The organism is Acetobacter pomorum, from assembly GCF_002738225.1.
Classification (GTDB): Bacteria; Pseudomonadota; Alphaproteobacteria; order Acetobacterales; family Acetobacteraceae; genus Acetobacter; species Acetobacter pomorum.
In genome coordinates this window covers 102,358-122,296 of the sequence record NZ_PEBQ01000003.1, presented here as the reverse complement: position 1 = coordinate 122,296, position 19,939 = coordinate 102,358, and the positions used below count along the sequence as shown (strand labels likewise).

19 protein-coding genes are annotated in these 19,939 nt (G+C 56.7%); 4 read left to right on the top strand and 15 right to left on the bottom strand.

Features of this window, described 5'->3' with window-relative positions; translation table 11 throughout:
- Nucleotides 1-234: 234 nt before the first annotated feature.
- Complete coding sequence (gene alsS / locus CSR02_RS00920; RefSeq protein WP_099540168.1) at nt 235-1,923, bottom strand: acetolactate synthase AlsS; 1,689 nt, start codon at nt 1,921-1,923, stop codon at nt 235-237.
- Nucleotides 1,924-2,005: 82 nt separating this feature from the next.
- Nucleotides 2,006-2,812: an acetolactate decarboxylase gene (gene budA / locus CSR02_RS00915; protein WP_003624984.1), complete on the bottom strand. Its 807-nt coding sequence runs from the start codon at nt 2,810-2,812 to the stop codon at nt 2,006-2,008.
- 96 nt (nt 2,813-2,908) lie between these two features.
- Here budA and CSR02_RS00910 point away from each other — a divergent pair, with 96 nt between their 5' ends.
- Nucleotides 2,909-3,850, top strand: a complete 942-nt coding sequence (locus CSR02_RS00910) for a LysR family transcriptional regulator (RefSeq protein WP_099540191.1) — start codon at nt 2,909-2,911, stop codon at nt 3,848-3,850.
- A 5-nt stretch (nt 3,851-3,855) separates the two neighbouring features.
- On the opposite strand, the gene CSR02_RS00905 is transcribed toward CSR02_RS00910, so the two are convergent.
- The 8 genes from CSR02_RS00905 to CSR02_RS00870 form a co-directional block, all read right to left on the bottom strand.
- Nucleotides 3,856-4,734 (bottom strand): sulfurtransferase, encoded by an 879-nt coding sequence (locus CSR02_RS00905; RefSeq protein ID WP_099540167.1) that lies wholly within the window; start codon nt 4,732-4,734, stop codon nt 3,856-3,858.
- A 111-nt stretch (nt 4,735-4,845) separates the two neighbouring features.
- Entirely contained in the window at nt 4,846-5,301 is a 456-nt protein-coding gene (locus CSR02_RS00900) for a 23S rRNA (pseudouridine(1915)-N(3))-methyltransferase RlmH (protein ID WP_099540165.1), read from the bottom strand.
- Between the two features lie 55 nt (nt 5,302-5,356).
- Nucleotides 5,357-5,779 (bottom strand): ribosome silencing factor, encoded by a 423-nt coding sequence (gene rsfS, locus CSR02_RS00895; protein WP_099540163.1) that lies wholly within the window; start codon nt 5,777-5,779, stop codon nt 5,357-5,359.
- A gap of 134 nt (nt 5,780-5,913) precedes the next feature.
- Nucleotides 5,914-6,633, bottom strand: a complete 720-nt coding sequence (locus tag CSR02_RS00890; RefSeq protein WP_099540161.1) for a nicotinate-nucleotide adenylyltransferase — start codon at nt 6,631-6,633, stop codon at nt 5,914-5,916.
- Between the two features lie 10 nt (nt 6,634-6,643).
- Complete coding sequence (locus CSR02_RS00885) at nt 6,644-7,969, bottom strand: glutamate-5-semialdehyde dehydrogenase (protein ID WP_099540159.1); 1,326 nt, start codon at nt 7,967-7,969, stop codon at nt 6,644-6,646.
- Nucleotides 7,970-8,053: 84 nt separating this feature from the next.
- On the bottom strand, nt 8,054-9,148 hold the full coding sequence (ychF, locus tag CSR02_RS00880) for a redox-regulated ATPase YchF (protein ID WP_003625000.1): 1,095 nt from the start codon (nt 9,146-9,148) through the stop codon (nt 8,054-8,056).
- Complete coding sequence (pth, locus tag CSR02_RS00875) at nt 9,148-9,729, bottom strand: aminoacyl-tRNA hydrolase (protein ID WP_003625001.1); 582 nt, start codon at nt 9,727-9,729, stop codon at nt 9,148-9,150. Before pth ends, ychF begins: the two co-directional genes overlap by 1 nt.
- Nucleotides 9,730-9,829: 100 nt before the next feature.
- Nucleotides 9,830-10,450, bottom strand: a complete 621-nt coding sequence (locus CSR02_RS00870; RefSeq protein WP_042787181.1) for a 50S ribosomal protein L25/general stress protein Ctc — start codon at nt 10,448-10,450, stop codon at nt 9,830-9,832.
- 158 nt (nt 10,451-10,608) lie between these two features.
- On the opposite strand from CSR02_RS00870, the gene CSR02_RS00865 reads away from it, so the two are divergent.
- From CSR02_RS00865 to CSR02_RS00855, 3 genes are all read left to right on the top strand, one after another.
- Nucleotides 10,609-11,676: a threonine aldolase family protein gene (locus CSR02_RS00865; protein WP_099540157.1), complete on the top strand. Its 1,068-nt coding sequence runs from the start codon at nt 10,609-10,611 to the stop codon at nt 11,674-11,676.
- 122 nt (nt 11,677-11,798) lie between these two features.
- Nucleotides 11,799-13,586: an aspartate--tRNA ligase gene (gene aspS / locus CSR02_RS00860; RefSeq protein WP_099540155.1), complete on the top strand. Its 1,788-nt coding sequence runs from the start codon at nt 11,799-11,801 to the stop codon at nt 13,584-13,586.
- A 96-nt stretch (nt 13,587-13,682) separates the two neighbouring features.
- The gene (locus CSR02_RS00855) at nt 13,683-14,696 is read left to right on the top strand and encodes a cell envelope integrity EipB family protein (protein ID WP_099540153.1); all 1,014 of its coding nucleotides are present in this window, start codon (nt 13,683-13,685) and stop codon (nt 14,694-14,696) included.
- Nucleotides 14,697-14,765: 69 nt separating this feature from the next.
- Here the strand turns inward: CSR02_RS00855 and CSR02_RS00850 are convergent, their stop codons facing one another.
- The 5 genes from CSR02_RS00850 to CSR02_RS00830 form a co-directional block, all read right to left on the bottom strand.
- Nucleotides 14,766-15,314, bottom strand: coding sequence for a hypothetical protein (locus tag CSR02_RS00850; protein ID WP_099540152.1), 549 nt, complete (start codon nt 15,312-15,314; stop codon nt 14,766-14,768).
- The gene (locus tag CSR02_RS00845; protein ID WP_244176706.1) at nt 15,311-16,594 is read right to left on the bottom strand and encodes an aminopeptidase; all 1,284 of its coding nucleotides are present in this window, start codon (nt 16,592-16,594) and stop codon (nt 15,311-15,313) included. The genes CSR02_RS00850 and CSR02_RS00845 overlap by 4 nt, the downstream gene beginning before the upstream one ends.
- 136 nt (nt 16,595-16,730) lie before the next feature.
- Nucleotides 16,731-17,285 (bottom strand): DUF1643 domain-containing protein, encoded by a 555-nt coding sequence (locus tag CSR02_RS00840; RefSeq protein WP_099540148.1) that lies wholly within the window; start codon nt 17,283-17,285, stop codon nt 16,731-16,733.
- Nucleotides 17,286-17,381: 96 nt separating this feature from the next.
- Nucleotides 17,382-18,539, bottom strand: a complete 1,158-nt coding sequence (locus CSR02_RS00835; protein ID WP_099540189.1) for a thylakoid lumen protein — start codon at nt 18,537-18,539, stop codon at nt 17,382-17,384.
- Between the two features lie 40 nt (nt 18,540-18,579).
- A complete protein-coding gene (locus tag CSR02_RS00830) occupies nt 18,580-19,842 on the bottom strand; it encodes an MFS transporter (protein ID WP_099540146.1) in 1,263 nt (420 codons plus the stop codon).
- Nucleotides 19,843-19,939: the final 97 nt, after the last annotated feature.

Sequence of the window (19,939 nt, the reverse complement as noted above, 5' to 3'; positions counted from 1 at the left end):
TTGCCGCGTTGTATACACACTTTGTACGGCTGAAAGGATCTGTTCATTCCCCTACCCTGATAGACTGGCAGAAATATGCAGGGGAATTCACAATCAGGCAGAGTGATAACATCTGCATTGCTGGCCCGAATTCCTGTCATGCTGCGTTGCTTGTTATAACAAAATGAGTGATCTTGCAAAACAAGCAACGCGCATATCAGCAAAAAAATTCAGGCCTGCTTTTTATGCGCAGCTTTAGGCTGCGGCATTCGTTTCACCCAACTGCGCCAGCGGCTGCATAAGCAGATGGTTGTGAGAGTAATCAACCGGCACGGCAATTACCACCGGGCCTTCCACATCCATGGCCGTACGCAGAGCCTGACGCACTTCATCTTCCGTGGTGGCGTTAATACCCGTTGCGCCACAGGCTTCTGCATATTTTGCAAAATCAATGGGGCCAAAGTTCACGCCGGAACCGCGGCCATATTTCTTCTGCTCCTGCATTTCCACCATGTTGTAGGCTTCATCAATCCAGACCATGTGGATCAGGTTGCACTTCAGGCGCACAGCCGTTTCCAGTTCCATGCTGGACATCATGAACCCACCATCACCAGAGATGGACAGCACTTTCTGCGCCGGGTTCAGCAGGCTTGCGGCAATACCCCACGGCAGGCCCACGCCCATTGTCTGCTGGCCATTGCTGATAAGCACCTGACGCGCCCGGAAGGACAGCAGATAACGCGCCAGCCAGATATGGAAGGTGCCCATATCCAAGCACAGTGTCATATCCGGGGTTACAAACTGTTCCAGCTCACGCACGATCTGGAGCGGATGCACCGCATTGTTGCTGGTGCTACGGGCTTCCAACAAGGCTGTTGAGCGGGCTTTCTTGTAGCCTTCCAACACACCTTCCAGCTCTGGTGCACGGGCCAGCTTACCGGAATCCTTTGCCAGCACTGTCAGCGTCGGTGCAATTTCACCAATCAGCTCAATGGCCGGAACGTAGGCGTTATCCAGTTCTGCAGGAACGATGTCCACGTTGATGATCTTGCGGTCATCATTCACGTTCCACAGCCACGGATCATATTCCACCGGGTTGTAGCCAATAGCCACAACAACATCGGCTTCGTGCAGAAGCTGATCACCATGCTGGTTGCGGAACAGGCCAACGCGGCCACCAAAACGGTCCACCAGATCTTCAGAAACCGCACCGGCAGCCTGATAGGTGCCCACAACCGGCACGCCGGTTTCTTTTACAAAAGCGCGCACGCCGTCTGCCACATCTGGACGGCTGGCCAGCATGCCCAGCAGAACCACGGGGCGCTTGGCGTTTTTCAGCATGGTTGCGGCTTCTGCAATTACATCAGCCGGGGCACCACCAACGCGCGGCAGCGGACGGCCAGCCAAAACCGGCGCATGGGCCGGCATGGAAAGCACATCCATAGGCGTGCTGACAAAAGCAGCACCGGGACGGCCGCCTTCTGCAAAGCGGAAAGCGTTGGCCATGACTTCAGAAATGGCAACCGGGGTTGTCAGCTCAACACTGTATTTGGTGATGGGCTTGAACAGGTTGACCGTATCCATGGTCTGGTGTGTCAGCTTCAGGCGGTCTGCCAGCTTTACGGCGCCGCCAATAGCCAGCACCGGGTCGCCTTCAGAATTGGCGGTGGCAAGGCCGGTTACAAAGTTGGAAGCACCGGGGCCGGATGTGGCAATGCACACGCCTGCCTTGCCGGTAAGGCGGCCAAGGCCACCTGCAATAAAGGCTGCGTTCTGTTCATGCCGCGTAACAACGGTGGTGATGGAGGAATCCACCAGCGCATCAAACAGACGGTCCACCTTTGCACCCGGAATACCGAAGACATGCTTGACGCCGTGGGCTTCCAGATTTTTGACAATAAGCTCCGCACCGCACTGAGCGGCGTTGTCTGCCGGATTGGTCATTTCAGTTCTGTCCTGCAAAAACTGGGCTGCCAGAAAGCTGTTTTTTCAGCAGCCCCGTTAAAAATGTTCAGTGAATGGAGGCTCAGCCGCCTTCTGCAATACGGATGGCTTCGCTCAGGCTTTCAGGGTTCAGATCAGCCTTGGCGAACTGTTCCGTACGGGGCAGCTGAATTTCCAGATCGGAAATGGAAGCCACTTCCAGCTTACCGCGCACAAGGCGATATTCCGTAACGTGCCCGCCACGTTTGCTATCTTCAGAAAGGAAGTGCAGGTGGTAGCCCGCAACATTCACGCCCTGCATGTAAACCGGGGTGCGGAAGCCGATCATGGTGCCCATAACGTTTTCCATGGTGCAGGTGGGCTGCTTTTTCACCACTTCCAGCATGTGCGGATACGGCTTGCACTGGCAGAACACCGTGCGGGTATCAACGCGCTGGAATTCACCCGTAAAGCGCACGGCACCAAACAGGTTGGGGTTACCAAGCAGGCTGTCCACCAGCTCTTCAAACGTTTCCTTGGTTTTGGGGGAATCGATGGTAACCGTTTTTTCCGGTTCAAAATACGTCACGCAGGCAAACGGCGTTTTAAGAGAACCGGGCACTTCTGCGGCCAGACCTTCAGCACGGAACTGGCGCACCACGCCGTCCGTCACAATCATTTCGCCATCAAGGGCGTTGAATGTGCCTAGACCGAAGTTACCATGCTGGAGCAGTTCATCCAGCGTGGTTTCACCATCATACACTGCATCCAGCAGGGCGGCCATGGTGGAGGTCTGGTACAAACGGTTTGCAACAGGCTTTTTCAGCACGCCGTTGCCAAGGGCAGAAGAGCGGACATCCATGTCCATCACCGACTGTTTTTTCATGCTGCAATACTCCCACAAACGCATGGTGGTTTAAGTTCGTTTCAGCAGCACGTTATAACACTGCGAACCAGTCTTCCAATATATATTGAACACGTTATCCATATGTATTACATATACCTTATGGATATCAGGCACCTGCGCTACTTCGTCACTGTTGCTGAACATGGCAGCATTACCCATGCTGCAGAGGCATTGGGGATTGAGCAACCGCCCCTTAGCCAGCAAATCCGCCAGCTTGAGCGCAATCTGGGCGTGACGCTGTTTGAGCGGCAGACTCGCGGCATGAAGCTAACAGAAATTGGCGAAGTGCTTTTGCCCCGCGCCCGCACCATTCTGGATTTGCAGGCACAATTTCTTTCCACGGCAGAAGGCCTGGCGCGGGGGGAAAGAGGGCATATTCGCGTAGGGTTGGCCGGGGCTGTGCCGCTGTTGCCGGTTATTCCGCTTACCATCCGCCGGTTTCGGGAAATGGCGCCTGATGTCACGCTTTCTTTAGAAGAAAGCAACACCCCTGCCCTGTGCGCGGCATTGCACGAACCCAGCGTGGATATTGCCATTATCCGCCCGCCGTTTACCGATCCCTCACGCCTCTCGGTTTTTCACCTGCTGGATGAACCCACAGTCATTGCCCTGCCCCGTGGCCACAGACTGGCAAAGGAACCGGTGATCAGTTTGGATATGGTGGCGGATGACCCGCTGATTATCTTCCCGCGTGAGTTGGGGCCGGGCTTTCATGATGCCATTCTGTCGGCCTATCAGCTTGCGGGCGTTACCCCCACAATGGGCCAGCAGGCCCCACAAATTGCGGGCACCGTACCTTTGGTGGCGGCGGGGCTTGGGGTTTCTGTTGTGCCGCGCTCACTCAGCCAGATTCATGCTGGCGGGGTGACGTTTCATGCCATTAGTGAGCCCGCACCCCGTGCCACACTGGCGGTTGCCATCCGCACCGGGCAAAACATGCCGCTGGTTACGCGGTTTGTAACGGTGTTGCGCACGGCCTGCCGCAAATGGGAGCAACGCCAGCATGACACCGCCCCCTTTACAGATTCGGAAAACCTCTAACCGCCTCAGCCCTGCTGCGGGCGATACGGCACAGAAGCCCGTGGCACGCCATCTTCTATGGGCATATCCGCATGGCGAGACCACTCGTTCCATGATCCCATATAGATGCGCAGTTTGGTAAACCCGGCAGAAGCCAGCGCCACATAGGTGTTGGCAGCACGTGCGCCCTTGAAGCAGTAGATAATGATATCATCATCCAGGTACAGGTTGCGCGTGGCCGCCAAGGCCCGAATTTCTTCCGGTGTTTTAAAGCGTGCTTCCTGATCCTGCGTGTGCATGAAGCTATACCATTCAATCCACACAGCACCGGGAATACGCCCTTTGCGCGGCGCAAAATCCACCCCGTAAGGTGATGAGCTTTCACCCAGCCATTCTACCTTGTCACGGTTATCCAGCAGCTTGATGGACGGGTTGGTAAGGGCCGCAAACACATCTTCCCGCGTGGCCATAAGCGCGTGGTTGATAGAGAGCGGAAACTGTGTGGGAGCCGGGTGCGTCACATCCTGCGTCAGTGTGCCGCCAGAGGCCAGCCACGCCCGCAGGCCGCCATCCAGAATACCAACCTTGGGATAACCCAGATACTGCAAGATCCAGTATCCACGGCAGGATGCGCCATAACGTGTATGCAAGGCATCTTCATACACAACTGCTGTTTTGCTGCCATCCAGACCATATTGCGCAAACAGCGATGAAAACTTCTGTTGTAGGCTGGCCAGCCCGCTTTCTGATGTTTCTGCCAGATAGGTAAAAATATCCGGCATGTTCACGGCACCGGGAATATGCCCTTTGGCAAAATCTTCTTCCGAACGCACATCTATCAGAACGGCGTTGCCTGTGTGCTGCAACTGCCGCAGGGCATCCGGAGTGTAGAGAACGTCTGTCATGTATCTTCAGTCCGGTCTGTTCAGGAAAGGCCGGACGCTATCAGGTCTGCCCCCATGCAGGCAGACCCCGCGGTTCACTGCCGCCATGCCCTAAAAGCAGCCAGCAGCCCCTTATGGCCGCCCGGAACGATGATACGGATGCCCCGCAGCAATGGCCTGCGCGCGGTAGATTTGTTCCACCAGCATAATCCGCACCAACATATGCGGCCATGTGAGTGTGCCAAAGGACATGGACGCATCGGCCCGCTGGATAACCGAGGCATCCAGCCCCTCAGCCCCGCCAATAACAAAGCAAGGGGTGCGGCCAGCCGTGAGCCAGCCTTGCACGGCATTGGAAAAATCCGGGCTGCTGAAATTGCGCCCGGCTTCATCCAGCACCACAACGTGGCTTTGCGCGGGGCAGGCTGCCAGAATGGCCTGTGCCTCGCGCCGTTTGATTTCATCCGGGCTACCGCGCCCATCTGGTAGTTCTATAATATCCAGCTTGGGGCGCAGGCGCTTGAGGTACCGTTCCACCAGCGCCCGCTCGGATTTATCCTTCATACGCCCAATGGCCACCAGCCTCATGCCGGTGCGCCCATACGCACTGAAAAATCAGAGAACAACATCATGAATCGGGCGATTACAGACGGGTCACGTTGCCTTCTGCGCCTTCATCCAGTTCCTTGCCCCACATTTTTTCCAGCCCATACAGCGTGCGTGCTTCCGGCTTGAACAGGTGCACCACAATATCGCCCGTATCCAACAGCACCCAGTCAGACCCGTTAGCGCCTTCCACCATCACGCGCTTGATACCGATATCACGCAGCTTGCGTTCAATATGCTGCGCCATGGCGGAAATCTGACGGTCTGCCAGACCTGTGGCAATCACCATCCGGTCTGCAAAGGAGGCTCGGCCTGCAAGGTCGATCACCACAATATCTTCGGACTTGTCATCTTCAAGGCTGGCGGTGATGAGCGCCAGAGACTGATCCAGCATATCCGGGGCCACGGCCTCACGCTTGGTGGTGGCCTTGGGGCCTGCCGCAGCAGCTTTTTTACGCACGGAACCGGGCGCAGCAGCCCCGGCACTGGGAGCACGTACCGAAGCGGCCCGCCCCTTGGTGGACGGGGCGGCGGAGCGGGAATGTGCTGATGTTTCGGCGGGGGGCTTGGTAGGAATAACCGTTCTCCTGATCTTTAAAGCGTATCGGGGGTATGGGGTTGGCCGGCTGCGACGGTGAATCCGCCCTGCTGACGAATAGCTGTTGCAGATATACTGTTTTGTGCCCCAGGAAGAAAAGCCCAGACTGGGGGAGAAAGTTCCGCAAGGGCACGCGCACGCCATGCAGGCACCCGCCAGCGGGCCAGATATCGCCCGGCAAGCCCATGCAAGGCCCGCGCATTTTGCCCCGGACGAGGGAAAACCGCCAGTGGCACGCTATGCACAAGCTGTCGCCAGTTTTTCCAGCGTGGCAAGGTGGCCAGACCATCAGCGCCCATCAGCCACACAAACCGTGCACGCGGAAAGCGCGTTTGCAGCACCCGCACTGTATCCACTGTATAACGTGTACCGATTCGGCTTTCGATATCCGTGGCAATAATGCGCCGCCCATCTGCCAGTTGGCGGGCCGTGGCCAAGCGTGCGGACAAGGGTGCCATATCTGGCCGTCCATCTTTAAGGGGGTTGCCGGGTGAAACCATAAGCCACACCTGATCCAGCCCCAGCACTGCCAACGCACGCCGCGCAATAGCCTGATGCCCTTTGTGACCAGGGTTGAAAGAGCCCCCCAACAGCCCAATACGCAGGCATCTGTTATCCCCCCATATGGGAATAACAGTGCCACGTGCACAAGGCATTATGGCCGGATGTAATGCGGGGTTTACCGGCACATATGCGCCCTGTACTGTTGGCTGCATGGCCGCAAAATCAGGAGCGTACCTGCCCGGTGCCAATCACTTCGTAACGGAAGGTTGTCAGCTGCTCCACACCCACTGGGCCACGGGCATGGAAGCGACCAGTGGCAATGCCAATTTCCGCACCAAAGCCGAACTCACCCCCATCACAGAACTGGGTGGAGGCATTCCACATCACCACAGCGCTGGAAACACCATTCATGAACCGCATGGCCATGTTTTCATCCGCTGTCACAATGGCTTCTGTGTGGGAAGATCCATACTGCGCGATATGGTCCAGTGCTTCATCCACACCATCTACCACGGCAATGTTCAAAACCGCATCCAGCCATTCTGTGGCAAAGTCTTTTTCCGTTGCGGCGGGCAGATCGGGCATAATGGCGCGGGCTTCGGCATCCGCCTTAAAGGTACAGCCTTTTTCTGCCAGATCTGCCACAATCTGCGGCAACAGTGCTGGCGCAATAGCCGCATCTATCAACAGGGTTTCTGTTGAGCCACAAATGCCGGTGCGCCGCATTTTGGCGTTGAGCACAATGCGGCGGGCCATGGCAAAATCTGCAGCGGAATGAATATAAGTGTGGCACAGCCCTTCAGCATGAGCCAGCACAGGCACGCGGGCCTCGCGCTGCACACGTTCCACCAAGGAACGCCCACCACGTGGGATAATCAGATCAATCAGGCCAGAAGCCGTGAGCATTTCCGCCACATGGGCGCGGTTGGCATCTGGGGCAATCAGCACGGCATCTTCCGGCAAACCGGCAGAACGCAGCCCAGCCTGCATGGCGGCGTGAATGGCGCGTGCGCTGTTCAGGCTTTCCGACCCACCACGCAGCAACACGGCATTGCCGGATTTAATGCACAGCCCGGCGGCATCTGCCCCCACATTGGGCCGGCTTTCATAAATCATGCCGATAACACCCACAGGGGTGGCAACGCGGCGGATGCGCAGGCCGTTAGGGCGTGTCCATTCCTCCAGCACACGGCCTACGGGGTCTGGCAGGTCTGCAATTTCTTCCAGACCACGGGCCATGGCTTCCACCCGTTCGGGCGTAAGGGTAAGCCGATCACGGAACGCATCATTGGCGGTGGAGGCGGCAAGATCCTGCGCGTTGGCTTCCAGAATGGCTGGAGAAGCCTCCCGTAATGCCGCAGCCGCAGCCCACAGGGCTTTATCCCGCGTAGCGGAAGAACTTTGCGCCAGTGTGCGGGCCGCCAGCCGTGCACGATGGGCCAAGGCAGCCATTGGCCCCTGCCCCTGTGCCTGCGCTGGAACATTCTGCACGAGATTGGCCGAAGCCGTTGTAACCCCTTGCAGCTTACTCTCACCCTCCGCGTTCATAACGGCGTTCCTATCTCCATCTTTCTATCTGGCCTGCCGGTGATGGCAGGCCATCAAGTTATCATTTGTGGTTGTGCGTGGCTGTTAGACGTTAAAGCGGAACAGCAGCACATCGCCATCCTGCACCACGTAATCTCGCCCTTCAATACGCAGGCGGCCTGCTTCCTTGGCGCCGGCTTCCCCACCATACTGAACGTAATCATCATATGCGACAGTTTCACATGCAATGAAGCCACGCTCAAAATCATTGTGAATAACGGCGGCAGCCTGCGGGGCCTTGGTGCCTGCGGTAATTGTCCAGGCGCGGGCCTCCTTGGGGCCTACGGTAAAGTAGGTGCACAGGCCCAAAAGTTTGTAGCCAGCGGCAATAACCCTATCCAGCCCACTATCATTGAGGCCCAGACCTTCCAGAAATTCGCGCCGTTCTTCATTTTCAAGCTGGCTGACTTCGGCCTCAATCGCGGCAGACACAATAACGGCAGCAGCACCTTCTGCCGCGGCCTTGGCCTGCACCTGTTCTGAGAACTTGTTGCCGGTTGCTGCGGAGTCTTCATCCACGTTGCACACATACAGCACCGGCTTGGTGGTAAGCAGTTGCAGGCGGCGTACGGCTTCTTCTTCCCCTGCCGGAATGGCGGTGCGGGCTGGGCGGCCTTCTCGCAGCGCTTCCATCAGCGGCGCCATAACAGCAAGCTGGGCTGTGGCTTCGGCATCCCGGTTGCGGGCGCGCTTTTCCAGATTGGGCAGACGCTTTTCCAGCGAATCCAGATCCGCCAGCATCAGCTCCGTTTCAATAATATCGGCATCACGCACCGGGTCCACGCCGCCTTCAACGTGGGTGATGTCATCATCTTCAAAGCAGCGCAGCACATGGATAATGGCGTCCACTTCACGGATGTTGGCCAAAAACTGGTTGCCCAGCCCTTCCCCTTTGGAAGCCCCGCGCACAAGGCCAGCAATATCTACAAACTCAAGGCTGGTGGGCACTTCGCGCTGCGATTTGCCAATTTCCACCAGCTTGTCCAGCCGGGGGTCTGGCACAGCCACGCGGCCTGTATTGGGCTCGATCGTGCAGAACGGATAATTGGCTGCCTGCGCCGTGGCCGTGGCCGTAAGCGCGTTAAACAGCGTGGATTTACCCACATTGGGTAGCCCGACAATACCGCAGTTAAAACCCATCAGCCCTTGCTCCCTTCCGGCAGTGCAACCTTTGTCATGAACTGGTCTGCCCGCCCATCTGCCAACAGGGGTGCGGCATCGGCCATGCGATCAAGCAGCCGTTCCAGCCATTCCTGCCGGTCTGTTTCCGTAAAATTGCCCAGCACCCAGCCGTGCACCCGTTCCTTGGCGCCGGGGTGGCCAATGCCTATGCGCACACGCCAGTATTCCGGCGTGCCCAACATTTTATCTGTAGAGCGCAAACCATTATGCCCCGCGGCCCCTCCCCCACGCTTTATGCGCAGGCGGCCCGGTGCCAGATCCAGCTCATCATGAAAAACGGTAATATTTTCGGGTGCAATTTTGTAAAAGGCGGCAGCTTCCTGCACACTCTCACCCGATTTGTTCATATAGGTCATGGGCAGCAGCAGCAAAACCTTCTGCCCGCCTATGCGGCCCTCGGCAACCTCGCCCTTAAAGCGGTTGCGCCATGGCGTAAACCCGTACTTACGGGCTATGGCTTCCACCGCCATAAAGCCAACATTGTGCCGGTGCCGACGCATGGAGGATTCGGGATTACCCAACCCAACCCAGAGCAGCATTGCTGATTCCACCTACAACGTTATGAACAGCATGGGGGGCACGCGCATCTGCACGCACCCCCCACACCTAACAGACACTCCGAATAAACCGGCTTCGCGATCAGGAAGCGGCTTCTTCTGTCGTGGCTTCTTCTTCAGCAGCTTCTGTGGTGTCCACACTTGGTGCGGCAATGGAAGCCACCACAAAGTTTTCTTCGTGGGTCAGCGGGGTTGTGCCTTCGGTGCCCTTTACGTCTTCCCAACGCACGTTGTCGTTGATGTCCAGCTTGGACAGGTCAACCGTAAAGAATTCCGGAATGTTGTCTGCCGGCACGTCCACTTCAATGGTGTGGCGCACAACGTTCAGCACACCGCCGCGCTTGATGCCGGGGCAGGCTTCTTCGTTTTCAAAGTGCACAGACACTTCAACATGCACGCGAGAGCCGGGAGCCAGACGCATGAAGTCAACGTGAACGGGGGAATCCTTCACCGGGTGCAGCTGCACATCACGCACCAGCGCGCGTTCTGCTTTGCCACCAACCTTGATTTCATACACGCGGGAGCGCCAGCCGGAGGTCTGGATCCCTTTGATGATGATGCGCGGGTCAATCGCAATAAGGGTGGGTTCCTGCTTGCCGCCGTAGATAACGCCGGGCACAAGGCCTGCACGTCTCGTTGCCCGCGCTGCCCCCTTACCAGCCTTCGCGCGCGCCGAAACTTCAATAGATGTAATCTTGGACACGTTGACTTCTCCATAAAAAACCAATCACGCGGGCCTCCAGGGGTGCCCACGCAGTGGCTGCGCCTTACAGCAAAAGCTGTGCAGGAGCAAGGCATGGCTTGTGCTATAGAACAGGCTTTGGCACCTGTTGCCCCATCGCCACGCTGGAGAAACCTGCTATGTCCCTGCCCCAAGCCGCCACGCCCCCACAACAGTTTGGCAGTGACAATTATGCTGGCCTATGCCCACAAGCACTGGAAGCCATAAACCGTGCCGCCAAAGGATCCACCCCCGCATATGGGGATGATGCCTGGACACGCCTTGCCGCCAAGGCTGTGGCAGATGTGTTTGAAGCGCCTGAAGCCGCAGTCTTTTTTGTGCTGACAGGCACCGCAGCCAATGCACTGGCGCTGGCAACATTATGCCCGCCCTATTGCAGCATTATTGCCTCGGAAGTCGCGCATGCCGAAACATCCGAGCGCGGGGCGCCAGAGTTTTTTACCGGGGGTGCCAAGCTGATTACGCCCCCCACCCCAGATGGCAAGCTGACACCAGAAGCCATAAAACTGGCCGCCCGCCGCGCCAGCAGCCCGCAAGCCTCCACCCCCGCTGTGGTAACCATTACACAGCCTACGGAAAACGGGCTTGTGTATTCCGTGGATGAGATTCGGGCCATTGCCAATGCCTGCCATGATCATGGCCTGAAGCTGCATATGGATGGCGCACGCTTTGCCAACGCCATTGCAACACTGGGCTGCACACCCGCGGCCATAACATGGCAATCTGGCGTGGATGCCCTGAGTTTTGGCGGCACCAAAAACGGCATGGCCATGGGGGAAGCCGTGGTGTTTTTTAAACGCAGCATGGCCCAGGGCTTTGCCGAGCGCGCCAAGCAAGGCGGGCAAATTGCCTCTAAAATGCGCTTTCTGTCTGCCCCGTGGTTGGCCATGATCCACAGCGGCGCATGGCTGGAAAACGCCCGCCATGCCAATGCCAGCGCACACCAGTTTGCACAGGCGGTGGAGGATATTCCCACTGTTAAACTGGCATGGCCCGTGCAATCCAACGCCGTGTTTTTGCTGATGCCCGAACCTGTGATGAATGAATTGCGCGCCCGTGGCTGGCGCTTTTACACGTTTTTTGGAGGTATCTGCCGCTTTATGTTTGCATGGGATGCCAAACCTGAAGCCATTGCCACATTGGCCGCAGATTTGCGTAGCTGCGTGCGCGGGCAAGGCAACCTATAAGACGCAAGATATACAGTGTGGCCTTGACATAAGCGCTGCTCCCCTGCTTCCTCCGGGCACAACGGAATCATTGCCAAAAACCGCCCCTGCTGCAACGCCGGGCCAGATTTCAGGACAAGACCATGCATCCTTACCGTTCCCACAGCTGTTCGGCCCTTCGCGCCAGCGATGCCGGCACCACCGCGCGCCTGTCAGGCTGGGTGCATAGCAAGCGGGACCACGGCGGGCTGCTGTTTATTGACCTGCGCGATGAAACGGGCCTGACACAGATTGTGATTCCCGCCGGTTCCCCCGTTATGGAAACTGCCGAGCACCTGCGCGTGGAAAGCGTGATAACCGTAACTGGTGAGGTGGTGCTGCGTGATGAAACCACCCGCAACCCAGACCTTGCCACCGGTGATATTGAACTGCGCGCGCGTGAGCTGGTTGTTCAGTCCTCCGCCGCTGTGCTGCCGCTACAGGTTGCCGGGCAGGAGCATTATTCTGACGAGCTGCGCCTGCGTTACCGCTATATTGATCTACGGCGTGAGCAGGTGCACGCCAACATCCGCCTGCGTTCCGCCATTATTGCCAGCATGCGCCGCCGCATGACGGATCTGGGCTTTACCGAGTTCCAGACCCCTATCCTGACAGCATCCTCCCCCGAAGGCGCACGTGACTTTCTGGTGCCTTCCCGCACCCATGCCGGCAAGTTTTACGCCCTGCCGCAGGCTCCGCAGCAGTTCAAGCAGCTTGCCATGGTGGCCGGATTTGACCGCTACTTCCAGATTGCTCCGTGCTTCCGTGATGAAGCCTCCCGCGCGGACCGCTCCCCCGGTGAGTTCTACCAGCTCGACTTTGAAATGGCCTTTGCCACGCAGGACGAAATCTTTGCCGTTCTGGAAGAAGTGATGTCTGGCCTGTTTACGGAATTCGGTAAGGGCCGCGCCGTAAGCACCGCACCGTTTGAGCGTATTCCCTACGCTCGCGCCATGAAGGTGTATGGGTCTGATAAGCCAGACCTGCGCAACCCGCTGCTGATTACAGATGTAACGGAAGATTTTGCCGGTTCCGGCTTTGGCCTGTTTGCCCGCATTGCTGCCGATGGTGGTGAAGTGCGCGCCATTCCGGCCCCCGGCGCTGGTGGCCGCCCCCGCTCCTTCTATGACAAGCTGAACGCCTGGGCGCGTGAAAACGGAGCTGGTGGTCTGGGTTACATCACCTTTGCGGAAGAAGGTGGCCAGGGCCCGATTGCCAAGAACCTTGAAGCCGACCGTGTAGAAGCCATTCGCACCAAGCTGGGGCTGAAGCCGGGTGATGCCGTGTTCTTTGCCGCTGGCAAGGGGCATGATGTGGCCAAGTTCTCTGGCCTTGTGCGCACCCGCATTGCTGAAGAGCTGGATCTGATTGAAAAGGATGCCTTCCGTTTCTGCTGGATCACGGACTTCCCGATGTACGAGCTGAATGAAGAAACGGGACTGATTGACTTCTCTCATAACCCGTTCTCCATGCCGCAGGGTGGGCTGGAAGCGCTGAACACCAAGGATCCGCTGGATATTCTGGCTTACCAGTATGACATTGTGTGTAACGGCATCGAACTTTCCTCCGGCGCTATCCGTAACCATCTGCCGGATGTGATGATCCGCGCCTTTGAAATTGCCGGTTACCCGGAAAGCGAAGTAGAAGCCCGCTTTGGCGGTATGCTCAACGCCTTCCGCTACGGTGCGCCGCCGCATGGTGGTTCTGCCCCGGGTGTGGACCGTATTGTGATGCTGCTGGCTGATGAGCCGAACATCCGTGAAGTGATTCTGTTCCCGCTCAACCAGCAGGGTGAAGACCTGATGATGGGCGCCCCGGCCCCTGTGCCGCCAGAACGCCTGAAGGAACTCTCCCTCGCGCTGAACCTGAAGCCCGCTGTCAAAAAAGACTAATCGGGCTTTCACATATGCATGTAAAAGGGCCACACCCCGGCCCTTTTGGCATCCGGGTGGTTGCAAGACCGCGCCGGATGTTTTTTTGTGCCATGTATGAGACGTTTACGCCGCCTGCCACTGATCCCACCCCTTGCCCGAAATTTTTGCGCCACGCGGGCGTATAAAGCCTATGCGGCAGGCAGGGCTGTTGCGTTTGTAATGTTGGGTGGTGTTGTGAGCGTTCCGTTACACTTGGCACATGCACAAACAGCCGGTGCTGTGGTGCCTTCTGGCACAGGGGCACAAAGCACAGCTCCCGTGGCGCCCCACCCCAATGTTACACCCACCACTGGACCATCTTTTTCTGCAGCAGATATTAACCAGATTGCCTCGCAACGGGCTGTGTATGACCTGACGCTGACAGAAACATCTGGTGGCAAAACGCTCTCTGCCACAGGCACCATGCTTTACAGCGTGCGACACGGGTGCAGCGGATGGTCCACCCAGCAACGGCTGGATATTCAAAGTGTGACACGCCAAAACGGCGTGGAACACATGATTTCTGATTATTCCACCTTTGAAAGTGCGGATGGGCATAGCCTGATTTTTCGCACCATGGAAACATCCAACGGCAAGCTACTGCAAAACCTGCGTGGTGAGGCCACATTGCACCCCGATGGATCTGGCACAGCGCACTATGAAAAACCCTTGGCTAAAACACTGACACTTCCGGCAGGCACGTTGTTCCCCATCCAGCATACAGTTTCCATTCTGGATGCCGCCCGAAGCGGAAAAACCGAGATTTCGGCCCCTATTTTTGATGGCACATCACCAGATGGTGCAACAGATACCTACATAACGCTTTTGGGTTGGGGCAAGACAACGCCGCCCACAGATTTTTCTGCCCTGAACGCCCTGCAATCTGGCCACGTGCATGTGGCCTTTTTTGCACGCACGCCACCAAACATGATGCCGGAATATGAAATGGGCATGCGCTATTTTGCCAATGGTGTTTCTGATAATCTGACACTGGATTTTGGCGATTTCCGCATGAAGGGCACATTGCATACGCTGGATTTGCCCAAAGCAGAAACATGCCATGCCAAACCGCACCAGAAGAAAAACTGAACAGCCACAAACAAAAAATGGCAGGAAAAACCTGCCATTTTCTTACACACCAATATGTATGCGTTGAAATTAGTGCGAAAGCGCACCACCGGCCTGATGGGCAGACCGTAGAACCGTAACCAGATTTTGCAAATCCTGCGGGTTGGATTTGAGAATGGCCACATTGGCGGGTTCAGGCTGTGGCATCTTGGTGTTGCTGGGGTTGGGGGGCACGTTCATCAAGCTGCCCGTCAGGCCCACGCAGGTCAGGCTCATAACAAAATCATGTGATGAAAAACCGTTCTTTTGCAAAATCGGTTCTAAACCCGGCACCTGCTGCACAAGAGCAATCTGCTGGTTCAGAGACATCCCGAAGCGTGAGGGCGGCTGAATACCAGCGGCCTGAATTTCCTTCAGGGTTGTGGTCAGGCGTGGCAGCACATCGGGGGCCAGATGGTAATGCAGCGCGGTATCCATATCATGCTGCAAGGTTGCTACCTGCTCTGGCGTTAAATTGGGGGCACCGTTGCCACCGGTGGAAACTGTTTGCGCCTGTGCCGCTGTGCCAGCCACAAGTGCCGCAGCCCCCATAACGCCCAGCAGAGCAGAGCGGAAGGAAAGTTTTAGAGTATGTCTCATGCTTCTATCACCCATTCACCTTTGCGCATCAATGCCACGCGTTCACCTTTGGCATCCACGCCGTCCACATCAATGTCCCCAGAACCAATCATCCAGTCTATATGGATCATACTGCTATTGGCCCCGCGCGCTGCCAATGCGGCCTCATCCTGCCCGGCCGTATCACGCATGCATTTGGTGTAAGATTGCCCCAATGCGATATGGCTGGCGGCGTTTTCATCAAACAATGTGTTCTGGAACAAAATGCCACTGCGCGAGATAGGAGAGGAATTGGGCACAAGCGCCACTTCCCCTAAACGGCGCGCGCCCTCATCTGTATCCAACACGCGGGCCAGCACATCCTCGCCCTTGCTGGCGTGCATTTCCACAATGCGTCCACCTTCAAACCTGACGCGAATATCCTCAATCAACGTACCTTGGTGTGAGAGCGGCTTGGTGGCCGCCACCGTGCCATCCACCTTGAGGCGATGCGGTGTGGTGAACACTTCCTCGGTTGGAATGTTGGGGTTACACACAATGCCGTTTCCAGCTTTTTCCGCCCCGGCTGCCCATTCGTGCCCATCTGCCAGCCCTACCATCAGGTCTGTGCCGGGGCCTTTGAAGTGCAGCGCACTGTAGCGCGCATCATTCAGGAACGCAGCGCGGCGGTGCAACACGGCATTATGAGCGGCCCAATCTGCCACCGGGTTTTCGCCCGTAATGCGCGAGACGGAAAAAATGGCCTGCCACAGTTTTTCCACTGCCTCATCAACGGGCAGATCAGGGAACACCTGCGCCGCCCATGCCGGAGAAGCCGCCGCTACAATGCACCAGTTCACATCAAAATTGGTGATAATTTCCATAGCAGGCCGATTCACGCGGGAATTAGCCCTGCTGGCGCGGGAAATATGTTCCGGATTCTGCCCCGCCAGCAATGCCGGGTTGGAGCCTGTAATGGCCATGCGGGCCGCGCCGTTACGGAAGGCCTCCGTCATCCCGCCAGCAAGCCAACCTGCTGCGGTATCAAACGTATCTTCCGCCGCATATTTGTAACGGGCCAGCGTGGTTTCCTCATCCGAGTAAAACGTGCTGACGAGTGAGGCCCCGGCCTTGTAGGCGTGTTCTGTAATCCGGCGCACCAGCGGCACAGCATGCAATGGCGCGGTAATAATAACCTGCTGGCCGTGGGCCACGTTCAGGCCCGTACGTGCGGCCACTTCCCCCAATTTGTCCAGCATGGTGGCAAATTCAGCAGATGCCAGATAACCGCCTGCGGCATCCTGCGTGTTCTGTAAGGCCATAATATGCGTATTTCCCTTAACTTTGCAGCCTGACTGGCATGAAATGCAGAAATCAGACATCTTCCTGTGCATCGGATACTGAACAAGGCCGGGCGTCAAGACTCATGGGCAGAAAGCTGCTTTCTGTTTCTTACCTTCAGATTTCGGGCAGAGGCTCAGGTTGCAAAGTGGCGGGCAAATAAAGCGGATGGCACGGCCGACCCGTTTTGCTTAACCGCAAGGCATCCACTGTAATACCGTGCTTTTGCAACATGTGCACCACCTCCGGCCCACGCGCCAGCAAAGCCTTGTGGTGTGGCGTGCCATAGGCTGCAATCACCTTGCTGGCTTCCTGCGCCATTTCCAGCAGGGCTTTGTCATTCTCCGGCCCTACCGGATCTGGCGTTTCCAAAAGCCGAAGCTGATCCGTGCACCGATACGCAAAGGTATTGCCCACCAAAATGCCGCCATAGCCCCATGCGCGGGCGTAACGCTGGCATTTGGCCACGGTGCGGTCATCCCCGTATTCTGTGGCAACAGATGGGTTCATCATCAGCCACATTACCAGCGGGCGCGTGGGATCCCACACCCGTTTGAGCTTGTAACGGTAGCATTTGTCTGGCCCGCCATAGGTTGCGGTGCTGACAACATCTTCTGAAAGTTTCAGAGGGCGGGCAGTGCCGACATTATGCCCTTCAAACAGATCTTCCATTACGCTCCCGCTGGCAGAACTTGGCAAAACAGACCCAACTTTTAGGCCGTGTTCCGTTCTGGCACAAATCTGCCTGCCAGCAGGGCCGCCATGTGGTTAATGCGCGGTGCGCCATGCTTTGGTGGTGGAAGAAATAACCTGCTGCTGGTTCTGCTTTATTTTTTCCACATCATAGCCAAGAGCCGCACTCTGTTGTGATGTGATGTATCCCCATTGCACCAGAGACTGCGCCAGACTTTGCGGAAACGGCACGATTTTTACAAACTGCTTGGGGCAGGATGTACCATCCTTGCTTTGGGGCCATGCAGATTTATCCAGCGCGCACCATGTTTCTGCAAAACCGGAATGATTATCATAGCGCGCCATCATGTAACGCCAGCCTGCGTTCAGTTCCCCTATATTCGCGCTGGTGGCAACATAGGCGGCCAGATAGCCGTTTACTTCTGTAACACCTGCTTTGCGCCATTGTGCAGAATCCTGCGCAAGCTGATTGCGCAAATAGGCGGCAAAACGCGGCTGTGCTGTCACATTCTGCAACTGGCCATCCTGATACTGGTACAGCACCACTGGCATGGCCGACCCTGCATGAGAGGCAAAAGCGTAATCAAACCGCTCATCCGTATAAATAAGCTGGCGCGTGCCATCTCGTGCAACATCCTGCACTATGGGTTCCCCTCCGCCATTTTGTGCAGGAAGCGGCACCACACGCCATTGGCCTTGCGGCGCGGCCTCTATAATAGCGGCGGCCTGGCAACAATGCGCCCCACCCGTGTACCCCGAAACCACAACCTGCGGCAGGATTGTTTTCTGCGCATCGGGCGCAAGCTGGTACAGAGAAAGATGCAGGTCCATTAGCCCACCGCTATCTTCCGCCATCAGGCTGCCTATTGTCTGGATAAATGCGGGGTGTTCCGGCGCAGTGACTTCCAGGGTGGCAACACGGCATGTTTGCCCGGGTGTTGGGTTTTCATCCTTCCCCAAAAGCAGGCTATTGGCAGGGCATGGCTGGTTGTCTGCCACCTTTACATCCGCTTGCAAACCTTGGGCAGACAGAGTTACCGGGCGCGCCTTTGCGTGCTGGTCTTCCCCCTGCACCTGTGCCGTTGCCAATGGTGGCACCGGGCGTGGCGGCACATTGCGCGTGATCATCCGCTGTTCTGCCGGTTCTGCCTGTGTTGCGGCGTAAGCCCGCGCATATGGCACCCCTGCGCCAGCCAGCACCAGACATGCCCCCAGATACCTTATAAAAGCCAAACCGTTTTTTCCTTCCTGCGCGTAGCCGCCCACCTGCTGCCTAGATCCGTTGCGGATACAACCGAGCGTTCAGGAGTGTAAGCACCAGCACAACCACTGCGCCACCCCCTACTGCCAGCATAAGTGCAGGCGCCAGCCCCATACCCAACTGCGTGGCAAACCATGTTTGAAGCAAAGCGTTGCTGGCAGCGATAAGGTTCCCGCACTGATAGGCAAGCCCCGGAAACGTAGCCCGCACGGAAGGTGGCGAAAGCTCGCTTAAATAGGCCGGCACCACACCCCAAGCCCCCTGAATACAGAACTGAATGCATATTGCCCCCAACCCCAACCAGAACAGGGAGTGTGGGAGTGTCCATAATGGCAGCAAAGGCAATGTAAGGGCTGCGGCAAGAACAATGGCATATTGCCGCCCGATTTTTTGTGACAGAACTCCAAAGAACAACCCACCAGCAATGGCTGCCAGATTATACAGCACCACCACAGTGGTAATGGAGGCAGGCGGTACATGCCGTTCCAACGCCAGAAAGACCTTGGGGTATAAATCCTGAGAACCGTGGCTCATAAAATTGAAAGCTGCCATCAATACGACAGCAAAAACGCATAATGCCGGATTTCCTTTTATAACAGCCAGCAGGCCAATATGTTCCGCTAGCTTACCATGCTGTTTATCTGCTTTTTGCCGGGCCAGCCAATCTGGGCTTTCTGGCACGCGTAGCCAGATATAAAGGGCAGAAAAGATAGCACCACTACCTAACACAAACAGCCCACGCCACCCCAGAACGGGCAATAGCAGAAACACCAGAGATGCCAGCAGATATCCCGCAGGATACCCCGCCTGCAAAATGCCCGAAGCCGTGCCGCGCCAGGATTTGGGCACGCTTTCCATAATCAGGGATGTGCCCACCCCCCATTCTCCCCCAAGCGCAATGCCAAACAGAGTGCGTAGCACCAAAAATATTACAAGCGTTGGCGCAAAGGCCGATGCCAGTTCGATCAGAGAATAAATGATAATTGTTAAAATAAGCACCGGCTTGCGGCCATATTTGTCTGCCGCGCGCCCACATAAAAATGCCCCCAATGGGCGGGTAACAAGTGTAAGTGTTGGGGCAAGCAGAACGCTTTGCAGGGAAACGTTAAAACTGCGTGCCACATCATCAAGTGTAAACAATACAATAAAGAAATCACACGCATCCAGCATCCATGCCAAAAAGGATGCCAGCACAACATGGCGAGCTGTTGCTTTATCAACCGACTGATCAGGCAGAGCAGACGGCATTACAGACGAAAAGGAAGGCTCGGTCATTCACAGCTCCGGTTATGCAACCTGTTTTTACCGTGATGGTGCCACGCAAGCCCCCAAACCAACCAGTGATTCAGAGATCACGACCCCGACAGTGCAC